The following is a 12356-nucleotide window of genomic DNA, read 5'->3' as shown; positions in this document are numbered from 1 at the left end:
CCAAAGACCCGTCCATCAGGGACTTCCGGCCCCCTCACCAGCCCGCCACCAGCCCGTCGTCCGCGGGGCCGATCATCAGGGCCGGCCTCGCGGTGCCCTCCTGCCGCCTCCGCCTCGCGGTGCTCGCCTACCTGGTGGGCGGCGTGGGCGAGGAGCCGTGCTCCTCGGAGGACGGCACGACGGTCACGGGGCAGGACGCGTGCCTGACCAGGGATCCGGTGATCGCTCCGAGGTGGCCGGTGCGAGATGCCGTCCGGCCCCTACCGTCGACGACGAGGGCGGCCTCGGCTGACATGGCCAGCAGAGCCTCCCTGGGCGCGGTAGTGGCCGAACGCACCTCGAGGCGGATGTCCGCGTACTTCTGCCGCCACGGTGTGAGGCGCTCCTCCACCCGCTCGCGGCAGGCCCGGGACGAGTCTTCGAGATCGGGTACGTGTGCCATGGCGATGCCCCATGCCAACGGGCGCGGGTGGCCGGCGTGCACCACCCACAGGGGTAGATGTCGCAGGGCCGCCTCCTGGAACGCGAAGTCCAGCACCGCGTCGGCCGTGGTGTCCTTGACCCCCAGGACGACGGGCCTCGGCTGCGGAGGCACGGGCCCCTGGCCCGCTTCGCGCACGATGATCACCGGAGATCGGGCGCGGGCCGCCACGAACGCCGCGACAGAGCCGATCACGAACCGGGCGGTCATCCCCCGGTCGTGGGCGCCGACCACGAGGAGTTCCGCGTCGGCCGACAGCTCGATGAGCCGTTGCGCGGCCGAGCCTTCGTGAAGGTCGGTCACCACCTCGACGATCGCGGAGTGCGCGTGAGCGCATTTGGCGCCGTGGAGCAGCACGTGCTCGGCCGCCTTGCCTAGGTGGAGCCTGGCCTCGCCATCGGCCTCGCCGTACGGCCACCGCCAGGCGTGGGTGACGGTGAGCGGGAGCCTCCGAAATTCCGCCTCCTCCGTCGCCCATTCCAGGGCCCGCAGGGAGAAGTCCGAACCGTCATAGCCGACGACGACCCCGCGTTGTTTCGTCATGGTCCTCACCTCTGTTCCATCGTTCGGCGATGCCGAGCTTCGCCAGCAGGGCGAAAGGTCCTCTCCTCATAGGGACCTTCTGCCTTTCGATACGGTCCGGTGTGCCCGGCCTCGTCCGTCGGTCGGCTCGGGATGGGCCCGCAGGCGGCCTGCCCGGCGACGAAGGTCCCCGCGAAAACCGCGGCCTTTTCGCGAGGCCGGCGCGGCACGCTCTCCCCGGTCGGCATCGACTCGTTGACCGCCGGCTCGTGCGCCTCGGCAAGCTCCAGATCAGCGGAGATCCGGTCGCCCGCCTCCAGCGGCACGAGGTCGCCCGTGAGCGAATCCGCGGCGTTCACCACCATGCGGTGCCCGTCCCGGGCGACCTTGACATCGGCCGGTATCGGTTCCCGCGGTCGCTGGCCCGCCTCGTCGCAGGAGGGCGGGACCTTCGGCGTTGCGGACCTCCGGACCTGCCGGCCGGTACGGAAGTCCTCCGATTTCGGGGCTTTCTGCTCTGTTCCGGGACAAGGCCCTTGACCAGCGTGGATGGTAAACGCCCATTCGATCGAAGGGGTCTTCCATGCACGCCAAGCGATGGACCGTACAGATCCACATCACCGAAGACGGCGACACCACCTCCGCCCGGGCGGTCCTGTCCACCGGGGATCGCACCGACCTGGCCGGGGCCGGTCACGCGTACCGCAACCCGGCCGACCCGCAGGTACCCGAGATCGGCGACGAGCTCGCGGCCGCCCGTGCGCTGGCCGATTTGGCCGGCAGGTTGCTCGCCGTCAGCTCCGAGGACATCGCCCAGGTCGCCGGTCCCACCTCATGGTGAGGGCCCCTCGAACTGCGCGGTGCCCGGCGGCACCTGTTTCTGCGTCTCCATGGGCACCGGGCCGAAGGCCACCGCCGGGTTCGACCTGGCACTCACCGAGCTGAGCGGCCCGCACCGGTTCCTGGTCGAGACGGGAAGCGAGCAGGGCTCGGAGATCGTCGCGGCGCTCCCGCACCGGCTGGCCACCGACGACGATATCGATGCCGCCGCGGAGGTCTCGCGCCTCGCCGCCACCCGGATGGGCCGCCAGGTGGACACCGACGGCATCCAGGAGCGCCTGTCCGGGGCCCATGATTCGCCGCGCTGGGCCGAGGTCGCCTCTCGCTGCCTGACATGCACCAACTGCACGATGGTCTGTCCCACCTGCTTTTGCACCACGGTCGAGGATGCCACCGGCCTGACCGGCACCACCGCGGAGCGGACAGAGGTATGGGACTCCTGTTTCACGCTGGACTTCTCCGAGGTCGGCGGATCCCCCGTGCGCGGCTCGGGGTCCGCCCGCTACCGGCAGTGGCTGACGCACAAGTTCTCCACCTGGTTCGACCAGTTCGGCATGTCCGGTTGCGTGGGCTGCGGCAGGTGCATCACCTGGTGCCCGACCGGTATCGACGTCACCGAGGAGCTGGGATGCATCCGATGACACCGGTCCCCCTACCGGGTACGTTCGCGCCGCCCGGACCGGGCCGACACGGTGACCTTGACGCTCAGACCGGTCGAGGGCGCCTGCCTGCCGTTCCTGCCCGGCCAGTTCACGATGCTGTACGCCCCCGGCGTCGGAGAGATACCGATCTCGATCAGCGGCCGCGCCCGCTCCGGCGGATACGTACAGACGATCCGCGCGGTGGGCGCGGTCAGCGGGGCGCTGTGCCGCATGCGCCCCGGCGACGTCGTGGGGGTCCGCGGACCGTACGGCACGGCGTGGGACGTGCCGGCGGCGGCGGGGCTGGACGTGGTCGTGGTCGCCGGCGGCCTCGGCCTGGCCCCGCTGCGACCGGTGATCCGCGAGTACCGCTTCCTCGCGCTGCGCCACCCGGCCGAGTACGCCATCCTGTCCGGCTCGATCGCGGCGAGCGACGGTAGCGAATTCGCGGCGGCCGACTGGCCCGTCCACGTCGTGGAGGAACAGGTGCCGCATTCCACCGCGTTGCACGCGCGGCTCGACGGATCCACCGGCTATCTGGTGGGTGCCCGGCCCGCTACGCCCTGAACGCCCACCTGTTCTCCCCCCTGGCCCGGGCGGCGGCTTCGGACGCCGGACTCGGCCCCGCACCCTCCGCCCAGGACGATCGACGGACGCTGCCCGCCGTCCGGCACAGCAGTTCACACGCCCTGGGCATCGCCGACGCGATCGCGCTCGGCCGCGCACTGGGCCGCCTGCCCCGTGGACTTGCCCTCTATACCGTCGAGGGCGCCGACTTCGGACTCGGTGCCCCGGTGACGCCCTCCGTCGGGCCCGCCATCGAGCGGCTCGCCGAGAGCGTGGCCGAGCTTGTCCGCTCAGAGCCGACGCGGTGCCGTTGAACCGGATCAGGCCCGGTTCGCCCGGGTGCGGCGGGTGCGGATGGCGAGGATCATCAAGGTCTGGGGGCCGGAGAGGCCGGGGTCCCGCGGACGCCCGGGCCGGACAAGCCCGGCAGGGTGAGCGGCATGATTCGCCCCGGCGAAGAAGAGCCGAAGGCCCTCAGTTCATCGGTGGCTCGAAGTGGCGGGCGAACCAGTCCTGTGCGAGAACCGCGACGGTCTCAAGCGTTCCAGGCTCTTCGAACAGGTGTGTGGCATCGGGGACGATCTGGAGCAGGTTCTCGCAACGCAACCTCCTCTGCGCCGCCCTGTTGAGGCCGATCACCGCCTCGTCGCGGCCTCCCACGATCAGGAGGGTCGCCGCCCGCACCGCGGGAAGTCGCGGCCCGGCCAGATCGGGCCGCCCACCCCGGGAGACAACGGCGGCGATCTCGCCGCCCGGCTCCGCCGCCGCCCACAGCGCGGCCGCGGCTCCGGTGCTGGCCCCGAAATAACCGGCCGGGATGCCCGCCACCTCAGGCCGATCATCCAGCCAGCCCGTTACCCGGACAAGCCTGTCGGCCAGGAACCCGATGTCGAACACGTTGCCCCGGTCGAACTCCTCCTCCGGAGTGAGCAGGTCGAACAACAGCGTCGCCAGGCCCGCGCGGTTGAGCGTTGAGGCCACATACCGGTTGCGCGGGCTGTGCCGGCTGCTGCCGCTGCCGTGCACGAACACCACCACCCCTGCGGCGTTCTCCGGGACGACGAGCCGACCGGGCAGCCGGACCCGTCCGGCGTCCATCCAAACCTCCTCGTCGGGGCCGGGTGGATCGGATCCCCACGCGCTCTCCTCACGCTCGCCCCCCGAGGTTCCGGCCCGACGCAGCAGCTCGACCACTTGATCATCAGTGGTCTGGGTGAAGTCGAGGTACCAGGCACCGATCGCTTGGAAGAAGCCCGGCGTCCGCAGGCAGACCACCTCGTCGGCGACCTCACGCAGGCTCTCGATGATCTCCGGCGCTCCCACCGGAACCGCCAGCACCACTCGTGAGGCGCCACGCGCACGAGCCACCTGGCAGGCGGCACGAGCCGTCGCGCCGGTGGCGATGCCGTCATCCACCACGATCACCGTAAGGCCCGCCAGACTCACCGGGGCACGGTCGCCACGCAGGCGGCGCCCTCGGCGCAGGAGTTCGGCCCGCTCCCGCTCTTCCACCATGGTCATCTCTTCCTGGGGGAGATTCGCGCGCCACGCGATGTCGCGATCGATCACGCGCACCCCGCCCTCCCCGAGGGCGCCGAACCCGACCTCCGACTGGAACGGCACCCCGAGCTTGCGGACGACGATCACATCCAGCGGAGCGCCAAGGGCCCTGGCCACCTCGAACGCCACCGGCACGCCACCTCTGGGCAGCCCCACGACGACCACGTTCTCAGCACCGGCGAACCCGCGCAGCCGCTCGGCCAGCCGCATTCCCGCGTCATGGCGATCAACGAACACTTCGTCCACCTCGCAACCTGCGACAACGAGACCTCACTGACCACCATCGATGGAAAACCACGCCGGCGGTAGGGCTGAAGGTCCTGATCGGCGACCCCGTGTGCGGGAACCGGCCCACCGCCGAACGGCTCGCCCGCCGAACCGGCGGAATATCCGACGCCGATCAGGCGATCGCCGCGACCATGGCGGCAAAAACGGCGGCGAGAATGGCGCCCTGGCCCGCCGCGACCGAAATCGACACCGGCGCGACCGTGCAACAGGCCCTTGATCGAGCCCTGAAGGCCGACGTCAGCGGCAACGACCTGCTGGAGTACTGGGAGGACGACCCGCGCACCAAGGTCATCGCCCTGTACCTGGAGTCCTTCGGCAACCCGCGCAGGTTCGGCAGGATCGCCCACCGCGTGGGACGGCACAAGCCGATCGTCGCGATCAAGAGCGGCCGCAGCACCTCGGGGGATCGGGCCGTGCGCTCGCACACCGCCGCCGCGACCCCGGACATCGCCGTCGAGGCCCTGCTACGCGCCGCCGGGGTCATCCGCGTCGACGGCATGCAGGAGTTACTGGACACCGCACGGCTCCTGGCCACCCAGCCGCTGCCCGCCGGAGGCCGGATGGCGATCGTCGGCAACTCCGGCGGGCCACAGGCGCTGGCCGCCGACGCCTGCGAGCGCCACGGCCTGGTCGTCCCGGAACTGTCGCCCGCCACCCAGCGACGGATGCGTTCCCGGCTGCGTGTGGCCGCCGCTGTGGCCAACCCGGTCGACCTGACGGCCGACGGGCAGGCCGAGGAGCTAGAATTTGCCGCTTTGACCGCACTGGAAGACCCGGTGGTCGACGTGGTCCTGATCGTTTACACCCCGCCGTTCGGTTCCGGGCTCGAGCGGACCCGTGAGGCGATCGCACGGGTGGCGGGCTCGACGAACAAGACCGTGGTCGCCTGCGTGGTCGGCCATGACGAGACGATCGGCCCGGTGCCGGCCTACGCCTTTCCCGAGCAAGCCGTGCAGGCGGTGAGCCGGGCCGCCGACTACGCGCGGTGGCGCTCACGTCCGGCCCCGCCCTTCGTCCCCCCCACGGGGACCGACATCCAGGCGGCACGCGAGCTCGTCGAAGAAGACCTGTCGCGACACCCTCAGGGCCGCTGGCTCGACCCGGCGACGGCGGCCCGGCTTCTCGCTTGCTACGGCGTCGCCGTGGCGGAGTTCGCCACCGTGCACAGCGCTGACGAGGCCGCCCGGGCCGCCGCCCGTCGCGGGGAACGACCGCCAGGCGGCCGTGGTGAGCCGGTGCGGCCTGCCGGCCACGGTGCCCGCCCGAGGGCAGGTGCCTGAACAGACACGGTCACCCGGCCACGACGAACAGGACTTTCGACCCTGTTCTCTCCCCTCCCCTCGCCATAGCGTTCCCAGTGAGAAGACGTCCCCAGGAGCCGCTCATGAAAGCCCGGCGTCGTATCCGATGCGGCCCCCGCCGCACACGGGGAGGTCCGAGAACGCCGCGACGGCACGAAACCGGCCTCCGCCGAGATATTCACCTTTTGAGAGGAGAATCCCATGGCTGAACGCCTCGCCGCTCCCGGTGACCTCGGCCGCCGGATCGCCAGCCGACGTGAAAGCCTCGGCCTGGACCGGGAAGAGCTGGCGAACCGCGCGGGAATCAACCCCTCCTACCTCGCCTACGTGGAGCAGAGGGCGGCCGCGCCCGCCGTCGAGACCATAGAGCGCCTGGCCTCCGCCTTGGACACCAGCACCGCCGAACTCCTCGGAGCGACCATCGACCAACCACCCGGGCAGGGGCGAGCCGCCCTTCATCCCGAGCTGGAGAGCCTGGACACGCAGGAGTGTCTGCGGCTCATCTCACCCGGCGGGGTCGGCCGGCTGGCCTTCGACGACCTGGGCGGCCCGACGATCGCGCCGGTCAACTACGTCTTGCACGAGGGCTGCGTGATCTTCCGTACCGCCTTCGGCGGCCCGTTCGACGCGAACCTGAGCACCGGGGTGAAGGGGGTCGAGTTCAAAATCGCCTTCGAGGTCGATCGCATCGACGACGCCAACCGCGAGGGCTGGAGCGTGCTCATCCGCGGCGGCGTCCACCACGTCTCCACCGCCGAGGAGCAGGCCGCCGTGATGGCCTTGAGCGTCCAGCCCTGGGCCGGGGGCGACCGCGAACTCTACGTAAAGATCACTCCTGCCGAGATCACCGGCCGCCGCATCCGGCACAGCCGGTGATCCACGCCGGGGCGGCCGCTCCCTTTCGTCCCGCACGCTCTTCCAGCGAAGGTCGCCGGTCTTTAGCTCCGATCAGCCCTGACGGCAAGGCCGGGCAACGCCGTACCCTGCGGGAAGGGGCCGCTCCATGACAGCTCCCGCGGTGGTGGACCTCGAGGAGATCGCCGCGATGATCTTCGACACCGACGGGGTCATCACCGATACGGCCAGAGTGCACGCCACCGCATGGAAACAGGTGTTCGACACCTTCCTGGGCGAGTACGCCAAACGATCTAGTGAGCGATTCCCGCCATTCGACGCCGGCGAGGACTATCTGCGCCACGTCGACGGCAAATCCAGACTGGAGGGGGTGAACGACGTTCTTCACTCCCGAAACATCACGGCCGATCCGGACACGGCAGCGGGCCTCGCCGCCGCAAAGGACGCGTTTTTCCGGGCCGAGATCAGCGCACACGGCGTAACCCCTTTCCCCTCGACCCCTTGATCTGGTTCGCGAGCTACGGCGCCGCGAAGTGCTCACGGCCGCCTGGCGGGCATCGTCAGCCGCTGCGACCTGCTAAGGATGTTCATCCGCTCCGACCGTGAGATCGAACACGAGGTCCGCGTGGACGTCTTGACGCGATTGTTGTGGATGGACACCTCCCGCGTCCAGGTCACGGTCAAGGACGGCGTGGTGACGCTGAGCGGGCGGATGACCCTGCGCGCGGACACGCGGATCACGCTGTGGATGACCCGGAAGATCAACGGGGTCGTCGACGTGATTGACGAACTCACCTGGGACCGGGACAACACCCCACCGGGGCAAGGGCTGACGAGCATGCGAACGGAAAATCGCGTTAGCGGACCAGATGAATGCGGCTTGCCGTGACATTTCGTTCCGGCGATCCTCGCCACTGGCGACGTCGACCACCGATAGCCGCTCGATCCGGTTCGCGTGCGTCAAACGGGCCGCCTCCCGCACCACCCGCCTCCCGCGCCACGGTCTGCCCGATGACCGTCAGCGCAGGACCCGGCCTTTGAAGACCTGCGCGTCACAAATCGGAGTCCGACAGCGCGGGCTCGTCCCGCGGTGGGCTTTCCCAGCCGGCGGGAACGACCGCGACGGGGCAGAAGCCGTGCTGAAGAACCGACCTGGAGGTCGAGCCAAACCTGCCGTGCTCACGTGCCCCGCCGACCACCACCAAGCTCGCCCCTCTGGACGCATCCACCAAAAGATCCTTCGCGGACGCGGCGGCGAAACAAGCACGAACAGACACCCCGGGGTAGGCGATCCGCCACGGCCCCAGGCGCTCCAGCATGCCGTCCTCCGCCGCGTTCATCGCGACCCGCGTGTCACGCACCAACGGCTGCAGGCGTCCGGCATGCACCGCCACCAGCTCCAACCGCCTGATGCCGGCCTCACGAAAAGCAAACTCGATCACCCCGTCAGAGGTGTCACCACTCATCCCCACCACCACGGCACCGCGCTTCCTCGGCACGGGAATCGGGCCGGGCCCGCGCACGACGATCACCGGACAGCGCGCGTGCGCCGCCACGTACCCGGCGACCGACCCCAGAACGGTCCTGGCCAGGGTACCCATGCCACGAGAACCCACCACGATCAGCGCCGTCCCCTCCGACAGCTCGACCAGCCGCTCAGCAGCCGCCCCCTCATACAGATCCGTGGCCACATCAGCCAGCGTGCTGCACGCGCGAGCACAATCGGCCCCGTGGTACAGCACGTGCTCAGCGGCCTTACGCAGATGAAGTTCGGCCTCCTCACCGGCCTCCCCGTACGGCCACCGCCACGCGTGGACCACCCTCAGCGGCAACCTCCCAAGCTCGGCCTCGTCCATCGCCCATTCCAGGGCCTGCATAGAGAAGTCGGAACCGTCATAGCCGACGACGACCTCACGGATATCGGTCATTGCTCCCACCTCCCTCTCCATGCTCGCCAGGACGGACTTCAAAGAGGAGGGCGGAAGGTCCCAACAGCATGGGACCTTCCGCCCTCCTCGCGTCACAGCACCGGCCTGCGGAAACAGGGAATACACCCTGGCCGGGCAACGAAGCCGCACCCGACGACACCCAGGGGACCTTCGCCCCTACCCGGCAGCCGGCAGGGTCACGAAAAATGGGAGAAACCAGGGCCGCGGAAAACGCGAGCGGGTGATCTCATCCACCCACAGATCCGCCCACCGAGACCAGAGCATCGGCCCCCGGCAACGAACCGAAGGCGGTGACCATGACAGAACCCATCGTCGTCGGCGTCGACGGCTCGACCTCCTCACTACAGGCCGTAACCTGGGCGGCACAGGAGGCCGCACTGAGGAAAGCGCCGCTGCGCCTCGTACACGCCGCCCTCCGCTGGGCCTACGACGTCCCACTCGTCCCCCAGCCCGCCCACTGGGGACCCACCGAGGAAGCCGCCTGCAAGAAACTCCTTCACCAGGCCGCCGAACAGGCCCGCTCCGACGCCCCCACCCTGACGATCACCACCGAGATCCTCGACGGAAACGCCGCCGAGGCGATCGCCACCGCGGCCGAGACCGCACAGCTGATCGTCGTCGGCCACCGAGGCCTGGGCGGATTCACCGAGCTGCTGCTGGGCTCGGTCAGCCACGACCTGGCCGCACGCTCCCCATGCCCGACAGTGATCGTCAACCGGCTGCGCACCACCCAGGACACCGAAATCGCCGTCGGCGTCACCGGGCGCACCGACCAGGACCCCCTCCTGGAATTCGCCTTCAACGAGGCAGCCTTACGCCGACGCCCGCTACGAGCGGTGCACGCCTGGACCCACCCGACCACCAGAGCACCCGGCGACATGCAACCACTCGTCTACGACATCGAAGACATCGGCAACGAAGAGGCCCGGCTGCTGGCCGAGTCGCTCGGTGGCTGGCGGGAGAGATTCCCCGACGTGACCCTCATCGAGCACGTCGTGCACAAGCATCCGGGCAAAGCGCTCATCGACGCCTCCGAGACCGCCGAGCTGGTCGTCGTGGGCGCCCCCGGCCGGACGATGTTCCTCGCCTCGACCGTACGCACCCTGCTTCACCATGCCCAGGCGCCCGTCGCCGTCCATCGCACCTCACACGCCCGCCGGAACTAGGCCTTCCCGGCACGGGACCATCGCGACATCACCTGCTGTCAGGTAGATCAATAGCTCTAACGGCATCCGGATACGTAGCGTCGCCTGCCCAGCGGTCAAGGTCTCGGCGTCATCGTTCATCCGAGCGGGGTCGGACGACGGCGACAGGGCAGTGTGCCCGGTGCAGCACGCCGTGGCTGACCGAGCCCAGCACGGCCGAACTGAATCCGCCCAGCCCTCGTGAGCCGACCACGACCAGGTCCGCCTGGCGTGAGGCGTCGGACAGTATCCGGACCGGATGATCACAGACGATCGATTCCTCCACCACGACGTCCGGATACCTTTCCCGATAGGGCGCCAACAGCCGCCGGGCGGTCTCGGCCTTGTCCGCGAAAACACCTCCCGGCACCGGGCTGTAGCCCAAAGCGTACGGCGAGAGTATCGGCATCTGCCAGGCGCAGACCGCCCGCAGCCGTGATCCGCGCTGCCGGGCCCGGGCGAAGGCGTACTCCAGCGCTACCTGCGAATGCTCCGAACCGTCGAACCCCACGACGATCACACCGTGCGCGGTCCGGACCGGCGCGCGGACAATGACGACGGGACCGGCCGCGTGGCCTGCCAGACCGAGCCCGACCGATCCGAGCGCCAGCCCGGCGAACCCGCCGACGCCCCTGCTTCCGACCACGAGCACGTCGGCCCGCTCGGATTCACTCTTCAGCCGTTCGACCACCGCTCCGGTCGCCAGAGCAGTGGTGATCTTGATGTCGGACGTGTGGTCCCAGGCTCGCTGTGCGGCCGCGGCCAGCACGCGGTAACCGTACTCGTCGGCCGAGTCGTTCTCCTCCCCGATCCCGGAGAGGGGAACGGGGGCCTTCCACGGTTCGCGCACATACACGATTCTCAATGCCGCACCGCTGCGCGCGGCGTCCTCGGCCGCCCATTGCACCGCCGCCATCGCAGGTGCGGATCCGTCGGCACCGACAACGATCAGTCCGGTCATGGCCGCCTCCTCTCAAGGAGTCTGTGCACCTTCACCTCCATCGCACACCCGCGGGAGAGATTCGGCACCGGCCGAACGTCACCCGCCACAAGGACCAACGTCTCCCCCGAAAAACACGTGGGTTCGGTGGGTTCGCCGGAAGCGGTGTACAGACCACCACCCGAACTCGCCGTGACGGCACCGGTGATCCCCCCACATCCGAAAGATCGCCCGCCTTCTCCGGGTCGATGGTCCCGTGCACGTCCCGCCCCTCCGGCGGTGCGACCGCGGTGAACAGCCGCGCCACCGCATACCCGATTCATCCGTCAACGGCTTCAGGTCCATCGGGGTGGTGTCCGGGACCTTCGACCGTGAAAACGGCCGTGGCCGGGTGGTGTGCCAGCCGGGTAAGCCGTTTTCATCGATGCCTCCCGGAAGGAACCGGGATCATGAGCGTCTGCCCCGTACACGTGCACGCCCGACTGGATGAGTAGCCGAGCCGCGGTACGGCGGTCACCGCCGACCCCCGTCCCGGACGGCACATCCCTCTCACGGGCATGACGCCGGGCCAACTCCTACGTGATCCGGTGAGCGCCGGTGTGTCGTGCCGAGGCCAGCGCCATCCCCCACTGACGGGCTCGCCCGGTCTCCCCCTCCAGGAGCGGGCCGGGGGTGCCGGAGACGTAGAAGCTCTGTGAGCCGGTCAGGATCGCGAAGCCGTGCCCGCGCAGGTTTTTCTCGACGCCGCGCCGGGCCGATCCTGGAATCCAGGGGCTCTTGATCCGCGTGTCGAACGCCGCGGCCGCCGGAGCCCGGGACCGGAACAGGGCTCTGGTGTTCCGGTCTGAGGACGGCGACTGGGGTGTGGGCCTCGTCCCGCGCTCCGAAGATGAGACGAGCCGGCTCATCAGCCGCAACCGGATCGCGGTCCCGTAGGCCGGCCCGCTCGAGCGGCTGGTCAATCTGCTCATGGAGCCAGGCAGTCTGATCGTGGAGCGCAAGATGCCGTGGGGATGAAGGAGCGGCCCGAACGCCTGGCTCACACTGGATGACGCCTCCTTTTCGCGAAGGCCGGACTCACACCGCTATCCCGGTGAGGGGACAGGGCATGGAGGTGTGACCGGCCATGGGGGTCTCGATCTCCTTACTGTGGCCAGGTCCAGTCGCGGATCTCGGCCGGGTCCTCGCCGTGCTCGCGGGTATGGGCGCGGGCACGCAGCCGCGCGTC

At 69.7% G+C, this 12356-nt stretch carries 14 protein-coding genes; 8 read left to right on the top strand and 6 right to left on the bottom strand.

Going from position 1 to position 12356, the window contains the following annotated elements:
* Positions 1 to 127: 127 nt before the first annotated feature.
* Positions 128 to 1024, bottom strand: a complete 897-nt coding sequence (locus ACSDR0_RS46630) for a universal stress protein (RefSeq protein ID WP_435295420.1) — start codon at positions 1022 to 1024, stop codon at positions 128 to 130.
* Between the two features lie 5 nt (positions 1025 to 1029).
* Positions 1030 to 1407, bottom strand: coding sequence for a hypothetical protein (locus ACSDR0_RS46625; RefSeq protein ID WP_435295421.1), 378 nt, complete (start codon positions 1405 to 1407; stop codon positions 1030 to 1032).
* Between the two features lie 179 nt (positions 1408 to 1586).
* On the opposite strand from ACSDR0_RS46625, the gene ACSDR0_RS46620 reads away from it, so the two are divergent.
* Genes ACSDR0_RS46620 through ACSDR0_RS46610 form a run of 3 tightly spaced genes read left to right on the top strand, consistent with a single transcriptional unit; the run spans position 1587 to position 3051 of the window.
* Positions 1587 to 1844: a dsRBD fold-containing protein gene (locus tag ACSDR0_RS46620; protein ID WP_435295419.1), complete on the top strand. Its 258-nt coding sequence runs from the start codon at positions 1587 to 1589 to the stop codon at positions 1842 to 1844.
* A gap of 19 nt (positions 1845 to 1863) precedes the next feature.
* Positions 1864 to 2484, top strand: coding sequence for a 4Fe-4S dicluster domain-containing protein (locus ACSDR0_RS46615; RefSeq protein ID WP_435295418.1), 621 nt, complete (start codon positions 1864 to 1866; stop codon positions 2482 to 2484).
* A gap of 57 nt (positions 2485 to 2541) precedes the next feature.
* Positions 2542 to 3051: a hypothetical protein gene (locus ACSDR0_RS46610; protein WP_435295417.1), complete on the top strand. Its 510-nt coding sequence runs from the start codon at positions 2542 to 2544 to the stop codon at positions 3049 to 3051.
* A 474-nt stretch (positions 3052 to 3525) separates the two neighbouring features.
* Here the strand turns inward: ACSDR0_RS46610 and ACSDR0_RS46605 are convergent, their stop codons facing one another.
* Positions 3526 to 4848 (bottom strand): phosphoribosyltransferase family protein, encoded by a 1323-nt coding sequence (locus tag ACSDR0_RS46605; RefSeq protein WP_435295416.1) that lies wholly within the window; start codon positions 4846 to 4848, stop codon positions 3526 to 3528.
* A 182-nt stretch (positions 4849 to 5030) separates the two neighbouring features.
* Between ACSDR0_RS46605 and ACSDR0_RS46600 the strand changes: the two genes are divergently transcribed.
* The 4 genes from ACSDR0_RS46600 to ACSDR0_RS46585 all read left to right on the top strand — a co-directional run bounded on the left by ACSDR0_RS46600 (position 5031) and on the right by ACSDR0_RS46585 (position 7944).
* Positions 5031 to 6179, top strand: coding sequence for a hypothetical protein (locus ACSDR0_RS46600; protein ID WP_435295415.1), 1149 nt, complete (start codon positions 5031 to 5033; stop codon positions 6177 to 6179).
* A 222-nt stretch (positions 6180 to 6401) separates the two neighbouring features.
* Positions 6402 to 7076 (top strand): pyridoxamine 5'-phosphate oxidase family protein, encoded by a 675-nt coding sequence (locus tag ACSDR0_RS46595; RefSeq protein ID WP_435295414.1) that lies wholly within the window; start codon positions 6402 to 6404, stop codon positions 7074 to 7076.
* Positions 7077 to 7203: 127 nt separating this feature from the next.
* Positions 7204 to 7560 (top strand): hypothetical protein, encoded by a 357-nt coding sequence (locus tag ACSDR0_RS46590; RefSeq protein ID WP_435295413.1) that lies wholly within the window; start codon positions 7204 to 7206, stop codon positions 7558 to 7560.
* A gap of 78 nt (positions 7561 to 7638) precedes the next feature.
* Positions 7639 to 7944, top strand: coding sequence for a BON domain-containing protein (locus ACSDR0_RS46585; RefSeq protein WP_435295412.1), 306 nt, complete (start codon positions 7639 to 7641; stop codon positions 7942 to 7944).
* Positions 7945 to 8107: 163 nt separating this feature from the next.
* On the opposite strand, the gene ACSDR0_RS46580 is transcribed toward ACSDR0_RS46585, so the two are convergent.
* Positions 8108 to 8983: a universal stress protein gene (locus tag ACSDR0_RS46580; protein ID WP_435295411.1), complete on the bottom strand. Its 876-nt coding sequence runs from the start codon at positions 8981 to 8983 to the stop codon at positions 8108 to 8110.
* Between the two features lie 317 nt (positions 8984 to 9300).
* Between ACSDR0_RS46580 and ACSDR0_RS46575 the strand changes: the two genes are divergently transcribed.
* Entirely contained in the window at positions 9301 to 10170 is an 870-nt protein-coding gene (locus ACSDR0_RS46575; protein ID WP_435295410.1) for a universal stress protein, read from the top strand.
* Between the two features lie 109 nt (positions 10171 to 10279).
* Here ACSDR0_RS46575 and ACSDR0_RS46570 read toward each other — a convergent pair whose 3' ends face one another.
* Both ACSDR0_RS46570 and ACSDR0_RS46565 read right to left on the bottom strand, forming a co-directional pair.
* Positions 10280 to 11149: a universal stress protein gene (locus ACSDR0_RS46570; RefSeq protein ID WP_435295409.1), complete on the bottom strand. Its 870-nt coding sequence runs from the start codon at positions 11147 to 11149 to the stop codon at positions 10280 to 10282.
* A 554-nt stretch (positions 11150 to 11703) separates the two neighbouring features.
* Positions 11704 to 12099 carry a hypothetical protein gene (locus tag ACSDR0_RS46565; protein ID WP_435295408.1) on the bottom strand — a complete coding sequence of 132 codons (396 nt, stop codon included), beginning with the start codon at positions 12097 to 12099 and terminating at the stop codon, positions 11704 to 11706.
* Positions 12100 to 12356 lie beyond the last annotated feature (257 nt).

Origin of the sequence: Streptosporangium sp. G11 (assembly GCF_051192615.1) — a bacterium.
Taxonomy (GTDB): Bacteria; Actinomycetota; Actinomycetes; order Streptosporangiales; family Streptosporangiaceae; genus Streptosporangium.
Note: the sequence above shows the minus strand (reverse complement) of the source record. Positions and strands in the feature narration are given on the sequence as shown.

What these genes read in the sequence shown, in the direction of transcription:
- ACSDR0_RS46575 (WP_435295410.1), top strand. Translation starts at nt 9,301, where the DNA reads ATGACAGAACCCATCGTCGTCGGCGTCGACGGCTCGACCTCCTCACTA.
- ACSDR0_RS46570 (WP_435295409.1), bottom strand. Translation starts at nt 11,149, where the DNA reads ATGACCGGACTGATCGTTGTCGGTGCCGACGGATCCGCACCTGCGATG.
- ACSDR0_RS46565 (WP_435295408.1), bottom strand. Translation starts at nt 12,099, where the DNA reads ATGAGCAGATTGACCAGCCGCTCGAGCGGGCCGGCCTACGGGACCGCG.
- ACSDR0_RS46585 (WP_435295412.1), top strand. Translation starts at nt 7,639, where the DNA reads ATGTTCATCCGCTCCGACCGTGAGATCGAACACGAGGTCCGCGTGGAC.
- ACSDR0_RS46630 (WP_435295420.1), bottom strand. Translation starts at nt 1,024, where the DNA reads ATGACGAAACAACGCGGGGTCGTCGTCGGCTATGACGGTTCGGACTTC.
- ACSDR0_RS46580 (WP_435295411.1), bottom strand. Translation starts at nt 8,983, where the DNA reads ATGACCGATATCCGTGAGGTCGTCGTCGGCTATGACGGTTCCGACTTC.
- ACSDR0_RS46595 (WP_435295414.1), top strand. Translation starts at nt 6,402, where the DNA reads ATGGCTGAACGCCTCGCCGCTCCCGGTGACCTCGGCCGCCGGATCGCC.
- ACSDR0_RS46620 (WP_435295419.1), top strand. Translation starts at nt 1,587, where the DNA reads ATGCACGCCAAGCGATGGACCGTACAGATCCACATCACCGAAGACGGC.
- ACSDR0_RS46590 (WP_435295413.1), top strand. Translation starts at nt 7,204, where the DNA reads ATGACAGCTCCCGCGGTGGTGGACCTCGAGGAGATCGCCGCGATGATC.
- ACSDR0_RS46600 (WP_435295415.1), top strand. Translation starts at nt 5,031, where the DNA reads ATGGCGGCAAAAACGGCGGCGAGAATGGCGCCCTGGCCCGCCGCGACC.